Origin of the sequence: Mycobacterium sp. URHD0025, from assembly GCF_000426065.1 — a bacterium.
In the GTDB taxonomy this organism is placed as follows: domain Bacteria; phylum Actinomycetota; class Actinomycetes; order Mycobacteriales; family Mycobacteriaceae; genus Mycobacterium.
Genome location: NZ_AUEQ01000007.1, coordinates 339,755 through 358,758, shown reverse-complemented (window position 1 = coordinate 358,758; position 19,004 = coordinate 339,755). Strand labels below are relative to the sequence as shown.

12 protein-coding genes are annotated in these 19,004 nt (G+C 66.7%); 4 read left to right on the top strand and 8 right to left on the bottom strand.

Annotated elements, in window-relative coordinates:
• Window positions 1-38: 38 nt before the first annotated feature.
• From pks2 to mutA, 6 genes are all read right to left on the bottom strand, one after another.
• Complete coding sequence (gene pks2, locus H977_RS0109335; RefSeq protein WP_029107608.1) at window positions 39-6,314, bottom strand: sulfolipid-1 biosynthesis phthioceranic/hydroxyphthioceranic acid synthase; 6,276 nt, start codon at window positions 6,312-6,314, stop codon at window positions 39-41.
• A 964-nt stretch (window positions 6,315-7,278) separates the two neighbouring features.
• Window positions 7,279-8,544: an esterase/beta-lactamase LipL gene (lipL, locus tag H977_RS0109320; RefSeq protein ID WP_029107607.1), complete on the bottom strand. Its 1,266-nt coding sequence runs from the start codon at window positions 8,542-8,544 to the stop codon at window positions 7,279-7,281.
• Between the two features lie 75 nt (window positions 8,545-8,619).
• The gene (locus tag H977_RS0109315; RefSeq protein ID WP_029107606.1) at window positions 8,620-8,961 is read right to left on the bottom strand and encodes a DUF4333 domain-containing protein; all 342 of its coding nucleotides are present in this window, start codon (window positions 8,959-8,961) and stop codon (window positions 8,620-8,622) included.
• A 61-nt stretch (window positions 8,962-9,022) separates the two neighbouring features.
• A complete protein-coding gene (gene meaB, locus H977_RS0109310; RefSeq protein WP_029107605.1) occupies window positions 9,023-10,024 on the bottom strand; it encodes a methylmalonyl Co-A mutase-associated GTPase MeaB in 1,002 nt (333 codons plus the stop codon).
• Window positions 10,024-12,291 (bottom strand): methylmalonyl-CoA mutase, encoded by a 2,268-nt coding sequence (gene scpA / locus H977_RS0109305; protein WP_029107604.1) that lies wholly within the window; start codon window positions 12,289-12,291, stop codon window positions 10,024-10,026. The genes meaB and scpA overlap by 1 nt, the downstream gene beginning before the upstream one ends.
• Window positions 12,292-12,294: 3 nt before the next feature.
• On the bottom strand, window positions 12,295-14,184 hold the full coding sequence (gene mutA / locus H977_RS0109300; protein ID WP_196808195.1) for a methylmalonyl-CoA mutase small subunit: 1,890 nt from the start codon (window positions 14,182-14,184) through the stop codon (window positions 12,295-12,297).
• A 138-nt stretch (window positions 14,185-14,322) separates the two neighbouring features.
• On the opposite strand from mutA, the gene H977_RS0109295 reads away from it, so the two are divergent.
• The gene (locus tag H977_RS0109295) at window positions 14,323-15,078 is read left to right on the top strand and encodes a TVP38/TMEM64 family protein (protein WP_029107602.1); all 756 of its coding nucleotides are present in this window, start codon (window positions 14,323-14,325) and stop codon (window positions 15,076-15,078) included.
• 37 nt (window positions 15,079-15,115) lie between these two features.
• Window positions 15,116-15,592 (top strand): nitroreductase family deazaflavin-dependent oxidoreductase, encoded by a 477-nt coding sequence (locus tag H977_RS0109290; protein WP_029107601.1) that lies wholly within the window; start codon window positions 15,116-15,118, stop codon window positions 15,590-15,592.
• A gap of 5 nt (window positions 15,593-15,597) precedes the next feature.
• On the opposite strand, the gene H977_RS0109285 is transcribed toward H977_RS0109290, so the two are convergent.
• Both H977_RS0109285 and H977_RS0109280 read right to left on the bottom strand, forming a co-directional pair.
• Window positions 15,598-16,797: an SPFH domain-containing protein gene (locus H977_RS0109285; RefSeq protein ID WP_029107600.1), complete on the bottom strand. Its 1,200-nt coding sequence runs from the start codon at window positions 16,795-16,797 to the stop codon at window positions 15,598-15,600.
• Window positions 16,798-16,816: 19 nt separating this feature from the next.
• Window positions 16,817-17,251, bottom strand: a complete 435-nt coding sequence (locus H977_RS0109280; RefSeq protein ID WP_029107599.1) for an NfeD family protein — start codon at window positions 17,249-17,251, stop codon at window positions 16,817-16,819.
• A 57-nt stretch (window positions 17,252-17,308) separates the two neighbouring features.
• Between H977_RS0109280 and H977_RS0109275 the strand changes: the two genes are divergently transcribed.
• Entirely contained in the window at window positions 17,309-18,172 is an 864-nt protein-coding gene (locus H977_RS0109275; RefSeq protein ID WP_029107598.1) for an Rv1486c family protein, read from the top strand.
• On the top strand, window positions 18,162-18,989 hold the full coding sequence (locus H977_RS0109270; RefSeq protein WP_051288758.1) for a hypothetical protein: 828 nt from the start codon (window positions 18,162-18,164) through the stop codon (window positions 18,987-18,989). The genes H977_RS0109275 and H977_RS0109270 overlap by 11 nt, the downstream gene beginning before the upstream one ends.
• Window positions 18,990-19,004: the final 15 nt, after the last annotated feature.

Below are 19,004 nucleotides of genomic sequence, written 5' to 3'. Positions count from 1 at the left end.
CCGAATGTTTCCCGAACTCCCACTGCCGGCGGCGTTCACTAGCCCGCCACCGCGAGTTCTTGGCCGGACAGTTTCTCGCACAGGTGATCGGCCAAGCCACGGATGGTGGTGATGTCCATCGAGTTGATGCGCACACCTGTCTCGGCCTCGATGCGGGTGCGCAGTTCGAGGTTGCCCAGCGAGTCCAACCCGTACTCCGGCAGCGGGCGGTCCGGATCGACCGCCCGGCGCAGCAGCAGGCTCACCTGCTCGGAGATCACCCGCCGCAGGTGGGTCGGCCACTCCTCGGAAGGCATGGTGTTGAGTTCGGCCCGCAACTTGGACCCCTGTGGCCCGCTCTGTGCCGTCGACTTGAACATCTCGGCGAACGGCGTCCGCTCAGCGAACGCGACCAGCCACGGAGCACCCATGATCGGTGCGTACCCGCTGTAGGCGCGGTCGTAGCGCAGTAGCGACTCGAACGCGTAGGCGCCTTCGTCGGGCGCGATCGAACTGTCGCCCTCCGCCATGGTCACGCCGCGGCCGATCTCAGCCCAGGCGCCCCAGGCGATCGTGGTCGCGGGCAAGTTCCGCGCACGACGCCAGAAGGTGAACGCGTCCAGCCAGCTGTTAGCCGCCGCGTAGGCACCCTGACCGGGCGAGCCGACCAGCGGTGCCGCCGACGAGAACACACAGAACCAGTCGAGCGGCACTGAGGCGGTGGCCTCATGCAGGTTCCAGACGCCGTATACCTTTGGCGCCCAGTCCCGTTCGATGATCTCGTCGGTGATGTTGGTCAGCGTGGCGTCTTCGACCACGGCGGCCGCGTGCACGACCCCGCGCAGCGGCAGTCCCGTGGCTGTCGCAGCCTCGACCAGCCGCTCGGCCGTTCCCTCCTCGGCGATGTCACCGCACTCGACGACGATGTCGCCACCGGCAGCGCGGATCAACTCGATGATCTCAAGTGCTTGCGTGCTCGGACGACTCCGCGAGCTGAGCACGATGCGACCACAACCAGCGGCCGACATCTTCTCGGCAAGGAACAGGCCGAGACCGCCCAAACCGCCCGTGAGGATGTAGGCGCCGTCGTTCCGGAACACCGGAACCTCTTGGGGTGGAATGACAACCGTGCTCTCACCCGAGCGGGGTACGTCGAGCAGCAGCTTGCCGGTGTGCTGGGCACCGCCCATGGCGCGGATCGCGGTGGCGGCGTCGGTCAGCGGGTAGTGGGTGCTGCGCGGCATCGGCAGGTAACCGTCCGCCGTCAGCTGGAACACCTTCTCCAGCAGGGTCCGCATGATCGCCGGATGGGTGACCGACATCAGTGCGAGGTCGACCGCGTAGAAGGTCAGATTGCGCCGGAACGGGAACAGCCCGACCTTGGTGTCGCCGTAGATGTCGCGCTTGCCGATCTCGACGAACCGGCCGTTGAAGGCCAGCAGTTCGATACCCGCACGCTGCAGTGGACCCACCACCGAGTTGAGCACGATGTCTACGCCGTATCCGTCTGTGTCGCGGCGGATCTCCTCGGCGAAGGACACCGAGCGTGAGTCGTAGACATGCTCGACTCCCCAGTCGCGCAACAACTGTCGCCGCTTGTCGCTACCTGCGGTGGCATAGATCTCGGCACCGGCCGCCTTGGCGATCGCGATCGCCGCCTGACCGACGCCACCGGTGCCCGAGTGAATGAGCACCTTGTCGCCCGAACCGATCCGGGCCAGGTCGTGCAGGCTGTACCACGCAGTGGCTGCCGCAGTGGCCACCGCGGCCGCCTGCGCCTCGGTCAATGCGTCCGGAAGCGTGACGGCCAGGTTCGCATCGCAGGTCACAAACGTGCCCCAGCAACCGTTTCCGGAGACACCACCGACGCGGTCACCGACCTTGTGCTGGGTCACATCGGGCCCGACTGCCGTCACCACGCCGGCGAAGTCCGTTCCCAGCTCGGGCAGGCGTCCTTCGAAGCTCGGGCACTGGCCGAAGGCAACGAGCACATCGGCGAAGTTGATGCTGGAGGTACTGACCGCGACCTCGATCTGGCCGGGCCCCGGCTGCTCCCGATCGAATGACACCAGTTCGAGGGACTCGAGGTCGCCCGGATTCCGGACATGCAGGCGCATGCCCTGTCGGTCGTTCTCGATCACCTTGTTCAGGCGTTCGTCCGACTGCAGCGGCGCCGGCGACAGCCGTGCCACGTACGACTTCCCTTCGCGCCAAGCGGTTTCGTCCTCGGCTGAGTCGCCGAGAACCTGCTTGGCCACCAGATCGATATCGGTGTCGGCGTCGACGTCGACCTGGGTGACGCGACTGTGCGGATACTCCATGGCGATGACGCGCATCAGGCCGCGTAGCGCCGCCTGTTCCATGTTCACCGAATCGCCCTCGGTCACCTGCTGGGCATTTCGGGTCAGTACCACCATCCGCGGCAGTTCGCCGTGAACATCGACGAGCGCCTGGGTGATGTGCACCAGATCGTGAACGGACTGCTCGCCGCGCCGGCAGGTCTGCCAGTCGACGTCTGCCGAGGCCGGACCGGCGACGATCACCACGCCGGTGAGTGACTCATCCATCAACGCCGTGATCTGGCTTGCGGCCGCGTCCTTGTCCGCCTCTGTCCACTTCAGCACGGTGCAGTCGGCGCCATTTGCCTTCAACGACGCAATCAGATTGGCGGCCAGCGGATCTCGATCACCGCCACGGTCGACCAACAACCAGGCGCCGGGATTGCGCTGCTCGGGTTCCTTCAGATCACGTTGCAGCCAATCGATCGCGAGCAGCCGCTCGTTGAGCACCTGATCGGCGCGACCGGTCTCCGACATTCCGGTGCCGAGCCGCAGCCCCTCAACCTCGACCAGCACCGTGCCGTTCTCGTCGAGCACGTCCAGATCGGCCTCTATGCCCGAGGTGTCCGTACCGGTCACCCGCACATGGCAGAACGCCGCGTGACGGGTCGTGTTGTACAGACGAAGCCGTCGCACGCCCAGCGGCAGCAGCAGACTGCCGTTCGCTACCGCCTGTACGCCAGGATCGGCGACCACGGCCTGGAAGCACGCGTCCAGCACCGCCGGATGGGCGCCGTAGCCGCCTTGCTGTGAACGCAGCGGGCCGGGCAGCGCGACCTCGGCCAGGATGGAACCACCGTCTCCGGTGCACGCCACCGCGAGTCCGGCGAAAGCCGCGCCGTGATGCACGCCTGCGGCTTGGAAGGCCGAACGGAGATCCTCCCCGGCGACGCTGTCGAGATGCACGTTTCGCAGTGCCTCGATATCGCGTACGGGAGCTTCGGTATCGGCAGCGCCCGCCCGCAGAGTGGCCGTCGCCCGCTGGGACAGCTGACCGGCGACGTAGGTCTGGACGGCGAATTCGACCACGCCCTCGGAAACCGCCGTGGCCGCGGCCGACAACGGCGTCTCCTCATCGAGCAGCAGCATCTCTTCGAAGCTGATGTCGTGGACCTCACCGGCGTCACCGAGCACGGCACGTGCGGCCGCGAGCGCCATCTCGCAATAGGCCGCGCCGGGTAGCACCGCGACGTTGTGTACCTGATGGTCGGCGAGCCACGGCTGCGCCTCGGTACCGACCTCGCCTTGCCACACATGGCGTTCGGGTTCTTCGGGCAACACGACGTGCGAGCCGAGCAGCGGGTGCACCACCACGCTGGCGGCGCCACGACTGCTCTCATGCCCCTCGCGGTCGAGCAACAGCGTCCGGTGCGTCCAGGTCGGAAGCGGAGCGTCCAGCACTCGGCCGCTCGGGTAGAGCACCGAGAAATCGACCGCGGCACCAGCGCCGTGCAGGTCGGAGAGCAATCCCCGCATCCCGAACGGCATTTCCTGTTCCCGGCGCATCGCGGCCAGCACAGTGAGCGGAATGTCGAGACTGCGCGCGGTCTGGTCGACGGCGTGGTTGAGCAACGGATGGGGTGACAGCTCGGCGAAGACCCGGTGACCGTCTTCGAGGGCAGCCTGGACCGCCGCCGCGAATCGCACGGTGTGGCGCAGGTTATCGGCCCAGTACCAGCTGTCCACTTCCACGACATCGCGCGGGTCATAGGACGTGGCCGAGTAGTACGGCACCTTCGGCGGTGACGGGGTGAGCTCTTCGAGTTGGTCACCCAGCTCGTCGAGGATCGGGTCCACCTGGGCCGAATGCGATGCCACGTCCACGGCGATCTCGCGCGCCATCACGTCACGTTCCTGCCACCCGGCAACCAGGCTGCGGATCGAGTCAGCGTCGCCGCCCAGCACCGTTGACTGTGGCGAGGCCACCACCGCGAGGCTCACATCTGAGATGCCGCGGGCAGCGAGTTCCGAAAGCACCTGCGCCGCAGGCAGTTCGACCGAAGCCATGGCTCCGCCGCCGGCCAGCCGGAGCATCAGTTTGGACCGCCGGCAGATGACCCGCACGCCGTCTTCGAGGGACAGCGCCTCCGATACGACCGCAGCCGCGACCTCGCCCATGGAGTGGCCGATGACCGCTCCCGGCACGACACCGTAGGACTTCATGGTTGCCGCGAGTGCCACCTGCATCGCGAAGATCGTCGGCTGGATGCGATCGATCTGGGCAACGGTTTCGGCTGCCGACATCGCCTCGGTCACAGAGAATCCGGATTCGCTCTCGATCAACGGCTCCAGCTGGGCCACCGTCGCGGCGAAAACGGGTTCCTTGGCGAGCAGTTCACGCCCCATGCCCGCCCACTGCGAGCCCTGTCCGGAAAACACCCATACCGGTCCGCGGTCGCCCTGTCCCACCGCGGGCTCATTCAGGGTTTCGCCGTCGGCGACCCCGTTCAGTGCGGCGACCAGACCGTCGGCGTCGGTGGCGACGAGCGTCGCGCGCACCATGCGTTGTCCTCGCCTGCGCGCCAACGTGTATCCCAGATCGGCCAGCCCGGGGCCCTCGGCGGCGCCGACCTTCTCGTCGGCGACCCACTCGGCCAGCTGCCGAGCGGTACGGCGCAGTTCGTCCTGGGAACTCGCCGAAATGGGGAAGACCAGCGGCTCCGCGGTCTCCGGCGCGGTCTTCGGCGCGCCTGTCGCGACCGCTTCCGGCGCCTGCTCGACGATGGCGTGCACATTGGTGCCGGACAAGCCGTAAGACGACACCGCCGCACGCCGGGGCTGTCCACCGTTGGTCGGCCACTCCGTCGCGGTCTGAGGCACGAAAAGTTCCGTGTCAAGGGCGGCCATCTCGTCTGGCAGCACGGTGAAATGCAGATTCTGCGGGACGACGCCATGCTGGACGGCCAGCACGGCCTTCATCAGTCCCAGAGTCCCGGCAGCGGACTGCAGGTGTCCGAAATTCGTCTTGATGGACGTCAGTGCGCACGGTCCGGCGGTTCCGTATACCGCTGCGACACTGGCATATTCGAGTGGGTCGCCGACAGGTGTCCCGGTGCCGTGGGCCTCCACCATGCCGACGGTCGTGGCGTCGACCCCGGCGATGCCGAGGGCAGCACGGTAGACCGACTCCTGCGCGTCCCGCGACGGGGTCGCGATGTTGACCGTGTGGCCGTCCTGATTGCTCGCGACACCACGGATCACCGCGAGGACACGATCGCCGTCCCGCTGGGCGTCTGCCAGTCGTTTGAGCACCACGACGACGGAGCCCTCTGCCGAGACGAAGCCGTCCGCATCGACATCGAAGGCGCGACATCGTCCACTCGGGGAGAGCATTCCCGCCGCTGAACCGGACGCCGCCTTACGCGGCTCGAGCAGTACCGACACGCCGCCGGCAAGCGCCAGATCGCTTTCACCGTCGAGCAGGCTGTGGCAGGCGAGGTGCACCGCCGTCAGGCCCGATGAGCACGCGGTGTCGACGCTGACCGCCGGTCCGTGGGTTCCGAGCGCATAAGCGATTCGCCCCGAAGCCAGGGAGAAACTGGTACCGGTGAAGCCGTAGGGCCCCTCAAGGGATCCCGTATCGGCGGCCAGGTAGGCGTAGTCGTTGTGGGTCACGCCGGCGAACACGCCGGTCTTTGACCCCGCCAACAATGCGGGGTCGAACCCCGCCCGTTCGACGGCTTCCCACGCGGTCTCCAACAGAAGGCGGTGCTGTGGGTCGATCGCGATGGCCTCACGGTCGCTGATGCCGAAGAAGTCGGCGTCGAATCCACCGACGTCGTCGAGGAACGCGCCACACTTGGACACCGAGCGGCCTGCCACTCCGGGCTCCGGGTCGTAGTACTCGTCGGCATCCCAGCGATCCGAGGGAACCTCGGTGACGAAGTCTTCACCGCGCAGAAGTGCCTGCCACAGCTGTTCTGGTGATCCGATTCCACCTGGCAGTCGGCATGCCATGCCGATCACAGCAATGGGAGTCACTGGTGTTTCGGCCAAGTTGGCTCACCTCTCTCGATGCGAATCGACCAGCAAAGCATCGATCAACATACTTACAACGCGGAAAAGAATGTGCGCTACGTCGCCCTCGACGCACGGTACCGAATCCCCGTATCCGATACGAGTCGTTGCCAACGCGGTTCCGTAGCCTAGCGCGTGGCCCAACGCCGATGTTGGAAACATCCGATACCAAAAATGCTCACGAGTTCGCTGAATCGACCGATTATCGACAAATGGCAGAGACCGTCGATTTCGCCAGCGTGACACCGAAGCGACATCAACGGGCCATGTTGCGGCTCGAGAATTACTGGCATGCAAAAGGATTCGAGCTTCCGCGGTGGCTCACCACGGATGCCGCGAAATTATCCAGCTAACTAACATCGCGACATTGTCCAGAACTCCGGAAACTTTCCGTGATGCGGAAAAACGGAAACCGGCCGCGAATTCGAGACCGACAGCCAAGTTCGTCAACATCTACGCGAAAGTTAGCCAGTCACCCATACGCAAACTGCTGAAACCGCACCTGAACCGAATTCATGTTCCGCACCTGAACGGCGCAAAACGGTACGATTGTGTACCCGAATGATCCATCAGCTAATGGGAACTATTGATTGCGCAAGCTAATGACCAGCGTCGACCCCTGCGCGGAGGCCGCGGCGCGCAACCCCGGGTTGCAGCGTCAGTCGGACCCGGCCACCGCCACACGCTTACCCGTGATGCAGCGCACGGCCAAGCTGGATGCGTGACCCGACGCACAAGCACTTCACAAAGCAAACTGATCATGATTAACGGCGGAGACGCGCTGCACCGAAGGGATGCATGTCCCACAACTGGGACACCATGTGATTCATATCACTATCCCGACGGCGGGCCCGGCAACGCTGCCGGTAGTCACCCGGATCGCCCGCAACGATTCGGAGCCGACCCGACGGCATCCGTCAGATCGGCTCCGAGGACCGGCAGGTCATCCCACCGCGGGCTTGGGTACCTCGTACGGCGGGGCGCCGAGATCGGGCACCGGTAGGTATCCGTGCTCACGTGCCCGCGCCACGTCTTTACGGATCAGCGCGTGCAGACCGACGAAGGCAGCCATGTCCAGCACCATCGGTGTCAAGAGCCGGTTGTGCACAAAGCCGACCGCCAGACCGCTCGTCGGGTCGGCCCATCCGACGGAGCCACCGAGTCCGACGTGTCCGAACCCTGGCATGACGCCGAACGGGACCGAGTGATAGCCGAGATGAAAGCCGAGCGGCACTCCCAGATTCCGGTCCGGCCGTAACCCGGGCGGACCCGCCAGACCGGAGACAGTGCGCTCAGCCAGGTACTGCACGCCGTTGAGACGGCCCTGGTTGGCGATCGCACCGTACATCCTGGCGAGGCCACGGGCCGTGGCCACCCCGTTCACGGCAGGTGCCTCGGCATCCAGGAACGGGATCTCCCCCTGGACCAACGACATGACGCCGGGGAAGTACATCGAGCCGAAAGCTCCGGAGAACTTCAAAGCGGCAACCCGTGGAGCCACGAAATCGAAGACCTGATTCGGCCATCGCCCTTGCGGCACCAGGATCTGCGCGGCGTGGGTCGGCGCCCCCGCCGGCGGGCGTCCCAGATACAGACCGTCGGTCCCCAGCGGCTCAGCCAACTCGGTGCGGAACAGTTCGCGCATCCCGAGCCCGGTCACCGCGCGAGCCAGACCCGACAACAACCACCCATAGGTCAGCGCGTGATATGCCGACTTGCCGAACAGCATTGAGTTCACTGGCGCGGCGGCAACCCGGCCCTCCATCACCCGATGGTCGAGCAGGTCAGCTTTGCTCACGCCGTTGAGCTGGGACAGTCCGGACTCGTGTGCCATCACCTGCCGAACGGTGACCTCGGATTTGCCATTGGTACCGAATTCGGGCCAATACGTGCACACCGGCCGGTCGTACTCGATCAGACCACGGTCAGCGAGGCGATGGATGATGGTCGAGGCCATCCCCTTGGTCGCGGAGAACACCATCGCACCGGTGTCAGCGGTCCAGTACTGCGTGCCCCGCCGGTCGGAATAGCCGGTCCACACGTCGACGACGGGCTCGCCGTCCTGATAGATGACAAGGGCGCCGCCCCCGTACCTGCGCCCCGGGAACAGCTTCGAGAACCCGCGCACCGTACAGGAGAAGTTCCTGTCCGCGGCACCCTGGACACCGTGTGGGAGCGCCTCGTCGCGCCCCCGATCGTGATCGGTCACACAACTGAATTTACCTGGGCCCCCGGCAAATTATTCAAGTGTTACCCACCTGTTAGCCGGGCCGGTGCGGCGGTGTCACGACTTCGGCTTGTCGTCCACCTTGAAGTCGATCTTGACATTGTCGGATTCGACCGCCTGGACCGTTGCGGTGACACCGTACTTGCTGCCGTCTTTGGCTGTCAGCACACAGTGCTGGGTGGCTCCCACTTTGCCGGCGATGCCGTCTTCGCAGGTCACAGACTTGGCCTTGCGCTTGGCCGCGGCTTCCAGTTTTTCTTTCGCCAGAGTTTGCAGCTTGGCCTTGGCCACCGTGGGCTGTGTACCGGACGATCCGCCGTCGCCGCACCCGGTCAACGCCGCACCGCCGACCATCGCGGCCGCCACGAGCACACGCAATTTCGCCTTCACGTCCCTCATCTCCGGGTCAGCCCAGCCTTTCGCTTCCGTAGCGCTGCGAACAGCGTATGCGGACCGGGTGTCAGTCGGCCGCGTCGAGAATCTCCTGGGCCGCCAGCGCCGGAGTCAGTTCGCCATCGCGCACCCGGCGCTCCACCTCGTCGCGGATGGCCCGCACCGCCGGATGCGACATCACCCGGTCCAGCACGGTGTCGCGCACCATCGACCAGGTCCAGTCCACCTGTTGGGCCCGGCGCCTGGCCTCGAACTCGCCGGCTTCCGAGAGCACCTCACGGTGTTTGAGTACCGTCTCCCACAACTCCGTCAGGCCGTGGCCCTCGACTGCACTCATCGTGAGAACCGGTGGGCGCCATAGTGTTTCGCGCGGGTAAATCAAGCGGATGGCACCGGTCAGTTCCCGGGCCGCCGCCTTGGCCTCGACCGCGTGCTCGCCGTCGGCCTTGTTGACGACGATGACATCGGCCAGCTCGAGCACGCCCTTCTTGATGCCCTGCAACTGATCGCCCGTGCGAGCCAAGGTGAGGAAGACGAACGTGTCGACCATGTTCGACACCGTGACCTCGGACTGGCCGACCCCGACCGTCTCGACCAGGATCACGTCGTAACCCGCCGCCTCCAGCAGCACGATGGTCTCGCGGGTCGCCTTGGCCACGCCGCCGAGAGTTCCGGAGGTCGGTGACGGCCGGATGTAGGCGTCCGGGTGTACCGCCAGCTGAGCCATCCGGGTCTTGTCGCCAAGGATGGAGCCGCCGGTCCGGGTCGACGACGGATCCACCGCCAGGACGGCGACGCGGTGTCCGGCCTCGATGAGGTACATGCCGAGCGCTTCGATGGTCGTCGACTTGCCGACACCAGGCACCCCGGTGATACCGATGTGCATGGCCGATGGTCGGCCTTCGGCCTCCGGCGATTTCCCCGCGGCCGGCATGAGCTCCAGCAGCAACTGCTGAGCCTGGTCACGATGGTCGGCCCGGGTGGACTCGACCATGGTGATGGCCCGCGCCAGCGCGGCGCGGTCACCATTGCGGATGGCCGCCGCCAGTTCGTCGACTGAGGAGACCACTACTCGCTCAGCTGGTAGCCGAGTCGCTGCGCCAACTTCTGCAGCAGCCCGATCGCGGCGTCGGCGATCACCGTGCCCGGCGGGAAGATCGCCGTCGCCCCGGCCTCGTACAGCTCGTCGAAATCCCCCGGCGGGATGACCCCGCCCACGACGATCATGATGTCGGGGCGGCCCACCTCGGCCAGCGCGTCACGCAGCGCGGGCACCAGGGTGAGGTGCCCCGCCGCCAACGAGGACACCCCGACCACATGCACGTCGTTGTCGGCGGCCTGGCGGGCCACCTCCTCGGGGGTCGAGAACAGCGAGCCCACGTCGACGTCGAAGCCGATGTCGGCGAACGCGGTCGCGATCACCTTCTGCCCGCGGTCGTGGCCGTCCTGGCCCATCTTGGCCACCAGGATGCGCGGCCGACGTCCGTCGGCCTCGGCGAACTTCGCTACCAGGTCCGTCGCGCTAGACATTCCGCCGACCTTTCCAGCTCCCCCTATTTCGTCGCGGTAGACGCCCGAAATCGTACGGATCTCGGCCTGATGCCGCCCGTAAACCTTCTCCAGTGCGTCGGAGATCTCGCCGAGGGTGGCATTGGCGCGAGCCGCGTCGATCGCCAGGGCCAGCAGGTTGTTGCCCAACCCGTCCTCGCCGGCCGGTCCCGTGGCCTCGGCGGCGCGACTCAGCTCAGCCAGCGCGGCCTGGGTCGCCGACTCGTCACGCTCGGCACGCAGCTGCTGCAACTTGGCCAGCTGCTCGGCTCGCACGCGGCTGTTCTCGACCTTGAGGACCTCGATCTCCTGGTCCTCGTCCACCTGGTACTTGTTGACGCCGATCAGCGGCTGGGCTCCGGAGTCGATCCGGGCCTGGGTGCGGGCGGCCGCCTCTTCGATGCGCAGCTTGGGGATGCCGTCGCTGATGGCCTGAGCCATGCCGCCGTGTTCGTTCACCTCGTGGATGTGGGCGCGCGCCTTCTCCGCCAGCTGATGCGTGAGCCACTCGACGTAATACGAACCGCCCCACGGGTCGATCGGCCGGGTGGTGCCCGACTCCTGCTGCAAAAGCAGCTGCGTGTTGCGGGCGATCCGGGCCGAGAAGTCGGTCGGCAGCGCCAGCGCCTCATCCAGGGCGTTGGTGTGCAACGACTGGGTGTGGCCCTGGGTGGCCGCCATCGCCTCGATGCAGGTGCGGGCGACGTTGTTGAACACGTCCTGCGCGGTCAGCGACCAACCCGATGTCTGCGAGTGAGTGCGCAGCGACAGTGACTTTTCGTTCTTCGGGTCGAATTCGGCCACCAGCTCGCTCCACAGCAGGCGGCCGGCCCGCAGCTTGGCCACCTCCATGAAGAAGTTCATGCCGATGCCCCAGAAGAAGCTCAGCCGCGGCGCGAACTTGTCGATGTCCAGGCCGGCGTCCAGGCCGGCCTTGAGGTACTCGACGCCGTCGGCCAGCGTGTAGGCGAGCTCCAGATCGGCTGTCGCCCCGGCCTCTTGGATGTGATAGCCCGAGATCGAGATCGAGTTGAACTTCGGCATCTTGGTGCTGGTATAGGCGAAGATGTCCGAGATGATCCGCATCGACGGCTTGGGCGGATAGATGTAGGTGTTGCGGACCATGAACTCTTTGAGGATGTCGTTCTGGATGGTCCCGGCCAGCTTCTCCGGCGGCACACCCTGCTCCTCGGCCGCCACGACGTAGAGCGCCAGGATCGGCAGCACCGCGCCGTTCATCGTCATCGACACGCTGACCGTCGACAAGTCGATGCCGTCGAACAACTGGCGCATGTCCAAGATGGAATCGATTGCCACACCGGCCATTCCGACGTCACCCGCCACGCGCGGATGATCGGAGTCGTACCCGCGGTGCGTCGCCAGGTCGAAGGCCACCGAAAGACCCTTCTGGCCAGCGGCCAGGTTGCGCCGGTAGAACGCGTTGGATTCGGCCGCGGTGGAAAATCCGGCGTACTGCCGGATGGTCCACGGCTGGTTGACGTACATGGTCGGGTACGGCCCGCGCACGAAAGGCGGTGCGCCCGGGAAGCTGTCGAGCGGATAGCCGGCCTCGGCCACCTCGTCGCGATCGGCGGCGATGTACACCGGCTTGACGTCGATGCCTTCGGGCGTGGCCCAGGTGAGTTGCTCAGAGCTGTAACCGTGCGCGGCGGCTGCCGCCGCGACATGCTGCTCAACGGCATCGGAAGTGACGGACCCACCGGGCTCTTCGCCGCGCAGCGGAACGTCGGCGAAGCTACGGATCTCTGATCCTGTTGTGGCAGTCATCTCTCAGGCCCCCAGTCCGGTGAGCAGTTTCGACAGCGCTTCGACCGCATCGATCTTCGCGGTCAAATATCCGTCGGGTTTCGAATCAGCTTCGGCCACAGCCTTTTCCGGTCCCGCCAGGAGTACCTCGCGGACACCGGCGGCGCGCGCGGCAGCCACCGCGTCGGAGGCCTCGGCGCCGTAGCGGGCATCGGTTCCGCACAGCACGGCCACCGTCGGGGCGCCGGCCTCGGCCACCGCCGCGGCAGTGGAGGCGGCGTCGACGGTGCCCGGATTGATCGCCTCGATCCCACCGGAGGCCAACAGGTTCCCGGCGAACGTGGTGCGGATGTTGTGCTCGGCCAGCGGTCCCAGCGGCAACAGCAGAACCTTGGGCCGAGCACCGGTCTCCGCCAGGAACGCGTCCGAGCGGTCGCGTAGGGTCTCGAACCCGGCCGCGTACCGAGCGATCGACGATGCCGAAAGCCCTTGCGGGAGAGGCTTTTCCTCCAAGTTCGGGAACTCGTTGACACCGGTGATCGCGGTGCGGCGGTGCGCGATGTCGGCACTGCGCCGCGCGGCGACCTCGGCGATCTGGGCGGTGACGTGATCGCGGGCGGCGACGAAACCGCCACGCGCCTCGATGTCCTGGAAGTGTGCCCAGGCCTGCTCGGCCAGTTGAGCGGTCAGGTCCTCGACGAACCAGGAGCCGCCGGCCGGGTCGAGCACCTGACCGATGTGCGACTCCTCCAGCAGCAGCAGCTGGGTGTTGCGGGCGATGCGGCGGGCGAAGTTCGTCGACGTCCCGTCCAGGCCACCGGGGATCGCCGCGTCGAACGGGTGCACCTGCACGGTGTCGGCTCCCCCGACACCTGCCGAGAAGGCAGCCAGCGTGGTGCGCAGCATGTTCACCCACGGGTCGCGCTGGGTCATCATCGGCAGCGAGGTCACGGCGTGGATCCGGGCTGCCCCGCTGTCGGCAGCCCCGACCACCTCGGCCACGCGCGCCCACAGCTGGCGCGCGGCGCGCAGCTTGGCGATGGTCATGAACTGATCGTCATCCGCGGCATAGCGGAAGCTGATCTGCCGCAAGGCATCCGGCGTCGACACTCCGCCATCGTTGAGGATGCGCAGGTAGGCGACAGCGGCGGCGACCGATCCTGCGAGCTCCCAGGCCGCGCTGGCGCCGAGGTTGTGGAACGCCGGGCCGTCGACGGTGATCGCCCGGACCCCGCCGGCGTGTGCGGTGAGCTTGGCGACGGTGGCCAGCAGGTCGGCGTCATCGGTCGTCGCTGAATTGTCGGCTCCGCCAACGGTGGCCTGCCCCGAGAGCGGCGCGGTCAACGGGTCGGCACCGAGATCGATCGACAGTCGCGAACGCTGATCATCGTCGAAGTCGTGAATCAACGGCAATATCGCATCGGCCGTCGCGGCCAGATCGGTTCCGGTGTTCTCGAAGATGACCGGAACGAGATCGAGGAACACCCCGTCCAGCAGCCGGTCCAACTCGCCCAGGGAGATCCCGTCCTCGCCGCCGACCCGCAGGGCCAGCGCGCTGGCACCCTCGGTCAACGCGACCAGCATCGCACCGTTGACTGTGCCCGTGCCCGAACCTGCGACGGCCGGGAAGCTCTCGACGACCTTCCAGCCGGACTTCACGTCACGCAGGGCGTCGCCGCCGCGCACATACGGCCACTGCCCCGGCAGGGCGGGCTCCGGAAGTGCGTCCAGGCTGGTGTACAGCGGCCGGATCGCGAAACCCTCGTAGGTCTCCGAATCCAGCAGGCGTTCCGGCTCGGCCGGCAGGTCCGCCGCGTCCCGCCGACTGCTCTTGGCCAGCACGCCGGCGACCGCCGTCCGCCACTGCTGACGGTCCGACTCGACCGCACTAGTCCCCTGTAACGACACCCGCATCTCCTGTTATCGCAGCGTGTGACATACCCACTCGCCCATCAGGCTAAATGATCGCCATCACGGCCCTGACCGCTGGTAGGTCGACTCACGCCCGCGCCGGACGGTGTAGTCCACCAACGGCCCGTACTGTTGTATGACGTGAAACCCGTCGTCAGAACCCTGCGCGTGGTGCGCGCCGCGGTGGTCGCGACGGCTTCGCAATTGCCGCCCCGACGGATCGTGGGCCTGCTGGCCGGCATTGTGATTCTTGTCGCAGTTGCGGTGCTGGTTCCGCTGCCGACGGCCATGCAGATGCGGGACTGGGCGACCTCGGTGGGCCCGTGGTTTCCCCTGGCATTTCTCGCGGCCCACATCGTGGTGACGGTCTTCCCCTTCCCCCGAACCGCTTTCACCCTGGCCGCGGGTCTGCTGTTCGGTCCGGTGCTGGGCGTGGCGATCGCCGTGGTGGCCAGTGCGGTCAGCGCCGTGCTCGCGCTGTTCCTCATCCGCGCGGCCGGCTGGCAGCTCAACCGCCTGGTTGTCCACCCTCGGATCGACACCCTGGACAGGCGGCTGCGCCGCCGCGGATGGCCGGTGGTGCTGTCCATGCGTCTGATCCCGGCGGTGCCGTTCTCGGTGCTGAATTACGCCGCCGGCGCGTCCGCCGTACGGGTCGTCCCCTACACACTGGCGACGCTGGTGGGACTGTTCCCCGGCACCGCGGCGGTCGTCGTGCTGGGAGACGCGCTGACCGGCAACATCAGCCCCGCGCTGGTCCTGGTGTCGCTGAGCACCGCCGCGCTCGGCGTCGCCGGACTGGTCTACGAGATCCGCCTCCACCGTCGCGAGCGTGCACGTCCGCAGCCCGACCCGCCGCAATCGGTGGGTATTTCACCCACGTTGACCGAGCCGTGAGCAGGGGGACCCGGCGCGAGACGAGAGGAGACAGCGCATGAGTGCATTGCCCGATCTCGGTGCGCGGCTCCTACGCAACCGCAGGCTGGTGCGGGCTCCGATCTGGCTCTACCGAATCCGGGCCGGGGCACTGCTGGGATCGAGGGTGATGATGCTCGAGCACATCGGCCGGACCTCTGGTGCCCGCCGCTATGTCGTCCTCGAGGTGGTGGGCCGGCCCGATCGCGACACCGTCGTGGTCGCATCCGGATTCGGCACCAAGGCCCAGTGGTTCCGCAACACCGCCGTCAATCCACAGGTACGGGTGTGGCTCGGTAGTCACCGGCCGGTCGGGGGCGTCGCCCGTGCACTCGACCAACGCGGTGTCGATCGCGTCCTGGCCGATTACCGGGCGCAGCATCCGAAGACCTGGGATCAGTTCAAGCTGGTGCTCGAAAAGACGCTCGGCCAACCGATCACCGACACCGGTTCCCCACTGCCGATGGTGCAGATCCGGCTACAGCACCGTCGTTGACGGTCTCACGGTGCGCGGTGCGATCCACCCGGCAGCTCAGTGGGTGGGACGGCCGGCGGGGTCTCCAGCGACGACGGTGGCGTCGGGGCGCCCAGCGGCGGAGCGGTGGCCCGCGCCTCGGCTTCTGCCTTCGCGACGGCCCGGGCGATCTCGGGATCGGTCTCCGTGTTGAACCACTCGGCGACCTCGTCGCTGTCGTCCTCCGGCTTGGGCAGATCCTCCTCGACGGCCGACGGGGTGTACCGGTACACGCCGTCCTCACCGGGCGCACCCAGCAGTTTCGTGAAACCCTGCAGCGCCGAACCGAAGTCGCTGGGAACCAGCCAGACCTTGTTCGCCTCCCCCTTGGCCATCTGCGGCAAGGTCTGCAGGTATTGATAGGCCAGCATCTCCGGGGTGGGCCGGCCGGCCTTGATCGCGGCGAAGGTCTTCTCGATGGCCTTGGCCTGTCCCTGGGCCTGCAGGTACTGGGCGGCCCGCTCACCTTGAGCGCGCAACATCCGCGACTGACGATCGGCCTCGGCCGCCAGGATCGCCGCCTGCTTGGCACCCTCGGCCGCCAGGATCTGTGACTGCTTCTGGCCCTCGGCCTGCTTGATCGACGACTCCCGCACACCTTCGGCCGTCAGGATCATGGCCCGCTTGTCGCGGTCGGCCTTCATCTGCTTCTCCATCGACTCCTGGATCGACGGGGGCGGATCGATGCTGCGCAACTCGACCCGCGCCACCCGCAGCCCCCAGCGACCGGTCGCCTCGTCGAGCACGCCGCGCAGTTGCTGGTTGATCAGATCGCGTGAAGTCAGTGTCTGTTCCAGGGTCATGCCGCCGACGACGTTCCGCAGCGTGGTGGTGGTCAGCTGTTCCACACCGACGATGTAGTTGCTGATCTCGTACACCGCCGCCTGCGGGTTGGTGACCCGGAAGTAGACCACCGTGTCGATGGCCAACGTCAGGTTGTCCTCCGTGATCACTCCCTGCGGCGGGAAGGACACCACGCGCTCGCGCAGGTCCACCCGGGCCCGGATCCGATCGATGAACGGCACCAGCAGAGTCAGCTGGCCGCTGACCGTGCGGCTGTAGCGGCCCAGCCGCTCGATCACCGCGGCCTCGGCCTGGGGAATGAGCGCAACCGATTTGGCCACGACGATGATCGCGAACACCACCAGCACGATCAGAAGAATCAGGCCGGCTACGGCACCTTCCATGGGAATTCCCTCCTGAGGTTTACAAAGCCTTGAAGACCACCGCGGTGGCGCCGTCTATCCGCATGACCGTCACATGGTCGCCCGGTTCGTACACATCCTGGTCATTGAGCGGCCGCGCCGTCCAGACCTCGCCATCGAGCTTGACCTGCCCCGCATGCTCGGCCACCCGGTCCAGCACCAGCGCGGATTTGCCTTCCAGGGCCTTGACCGGATCCGGAAGACCCTGCCCGAGTTCGAAACGGCGCCGCAGCGCGGGCCGGACCAATGCCAGCAAAAGCACCGACACCACGAGGAACACCACACCGTCGGCCCAGATGGGCAGATCGAACAACCAGCTCGAACCGGTCGCCGCGAGCGCACCGCCGGCCAGCATGAGCAGGAACATGTCGCCGGTCAGTGCCTCCGCCCCGGCGAGTCCCAGCGCCACGATGAGCCAGATCAGCGGTGCGGCCATGAGCCCACCCTAGCGAATACGGCCCCATCGGCGACCGACAATTACACTGCCAAGATCATGTGGTGTCCAAGTGCAACGCTTTCGATGTGGGCCAACGCCTGGCTGGCCGGCGCAGCCGCGCCTGACGACGTCCTGGATGCGCTATCCCAATGGGCACCAATGCATTCTGTGACCGCCTACGACTCGCAGGCCGCGGTCCGCACCGGGCTGCCCTGGCCCGAGTTGGAGGACTCCGGTTCGGTGTCGTTGCTGCAGACCCTGCGCACCGCCGTCGGTAGATCCGGCACCAGGCCCTCGATCCGGGTGGCCCTGCCGGTGCCCGGCGACGTGCGGGGGTTGCCCGCGGGATCGCAGTTCCAGCGGGATGCACTCGCGATCGGTGAAGCGGTGCTGGTGACTCATGACGAGTTGGACGGCGTGGGACTGGTACCGGAGTTCGAGTACTTCGAATTCGACGACGTGGAAACCGAATCCGGTTTCGAACCCGAGCCGCGGGCGCTGTCGTGGACCGTGTACTCACTGCCGGTTCTGCCGCCTCCGCAGCACCACGACCTCGGCGATGCCGAGTATCAGTTGCGTTCGGCTGTGCGCTCTGCGGCCGACACCCTGGTCGCGTTGCGGGCCGGCGTCGGTGTCGACATCGACGACCCTCGCGGCATGGTGGAGGACATCCTCGAGGCGGGACGGCTACACCGGATCCCCGACCACGCCCCGACCCGGGCGGTGCGGGTGCTGGAGAACGCCAACCATGTGGAGGCGATCATCACGGTGAGCTCGGGCCTGATGCCCATCGGGCTACAGAGTTCCTCCGAGGTGCAGATCGCCGGCGATGCCATGCGGCCGCTGGCCCAGGTGGTGCGCTCGGCGCGGCTGGCCGCACTCGAAGCCATCCTGCAATCCGCTTGGAATGATGTCCGCTGACAAACGGCGACGCCGATTGTTGTCCGGATTGGCCGGACTGACGTTGTGCCTGTCCGGCTGCGACGCGACCACCGACCAGTCCGCGGACTCGGCATCGGGCAGCGATGCGCCGTCCGCAGCAGCGATATGCGATCAGGCAGAAGCCTTTTGGGATCGGTCCACCGAGACCTGCTCGCTGGTGCTGGCCAACGCCAAGCAAGCGCCGACCACGATCACGGCGACCTATCCCGTCGCACTGGCCGAGGACCCCACCGCCGGCCCCGTGCTGTCCCACTTTCTCGGCGAGTTCTTCGACCGCCACCGGCGATCGCCTGACGACAACGCCACCGAAGACAGTGTGGTGACCTTGACCTACACCATGTTCGAGCATGAGCCTGCGACGAAATCCGTTCTCTTCCGCGATTACTCGTTCTTCGCCGGTGCCGCGCACCCGAACACGACGCTCACCTCGTTCACCTTCGATCTGGACCACGACACCGCGGTGGCCCTGGAGGATCTGTTGTGCGACGGTCTCAATCCCGATGCCGTCCTGCCGCCATTGCTTCATCCGTACGTCGTGCAGGAAATCGATCGGCTCAGGTCGACTCTGCCTCCCGGCGCCACCGCCCCCGAGCCAGGGGAATTCGAGCCGGTGCCGCCGGGCGCACCGCCTCACCACACCTTCGTCACCGGCTACCACGCATGGGTGCTGGACGGGGATTACCTGAAGTTTTTCCTACCCAGTGAGCGAACCGGTCCGGTGGGCGCGGGTTTACTGGCACCGCGGGTCCCACTTGCCGACCTGCAAACCGTGCGGGCCGGGAACTGTGCAGCCTGACCGGAAGCGCGTCGG

Excerpts from the sequence above, each read along its gene's own strand:
- H977_RS0109315 (WP_029107606.1), bottom strand. The coding sequence starts at position 8,961 with ATGAGGGACGTGAAGGCGAAATTGCGTGTGCTCGTGGCGGCCGCGATG.
- scpA (WP_029107604.1), bottom strand. The coding sequence starts at position 12,291 with ATGACTGCCACAACAGGATCAGAGATCCGTAGCTTCGCCGACGTTCCG.
- mutA (WP_196808195.1), bottom strand. The coding sequence starts at position 14,184 with ATGCGGGTGTCGTTACAGGGGACTAGTGCGGTCGAGTCGGACCGTCAG.
- H977_RS0109290 (WP_029107601.1), top strand. The coding sequence starts at position 15,116 with ATGAGTGCATTGCCCGATCTCGGTGCGCGGCTCCTACGCAACCGCAGG.
- H977_RS0109285 (WP_029107600.1), bottom strand. The coding sequence starts at position 16,797 with ATGGAAGGTGCCGTAGCCGGCCTGATTCTTCTGATCGTGCTGGTGGTG.
- H977_RS0109280 (WP_029107599.1), bottom strand. The coding sequence starts at position 17,251 with ATGGCCGCACCGCTGATCTGGCTCATCGTGGCGCTGGGACTCGCCGGG.
- H977_RS0109275 (WP_029107598.1), top strand. The coding sequence starts at position 17,309 with ATGTGGTGTCCAAGTGCAACGCTTTCGATGTGGGCCAACGCCTGGCTG.
- H977_RS0109270 (WP_051288758.1), top strand. The coding sequence starts at position 18,162 with ATGTCCGCTGACAAACGGCGACGCCGATTGTTGTCCGGATTGGCCGGA.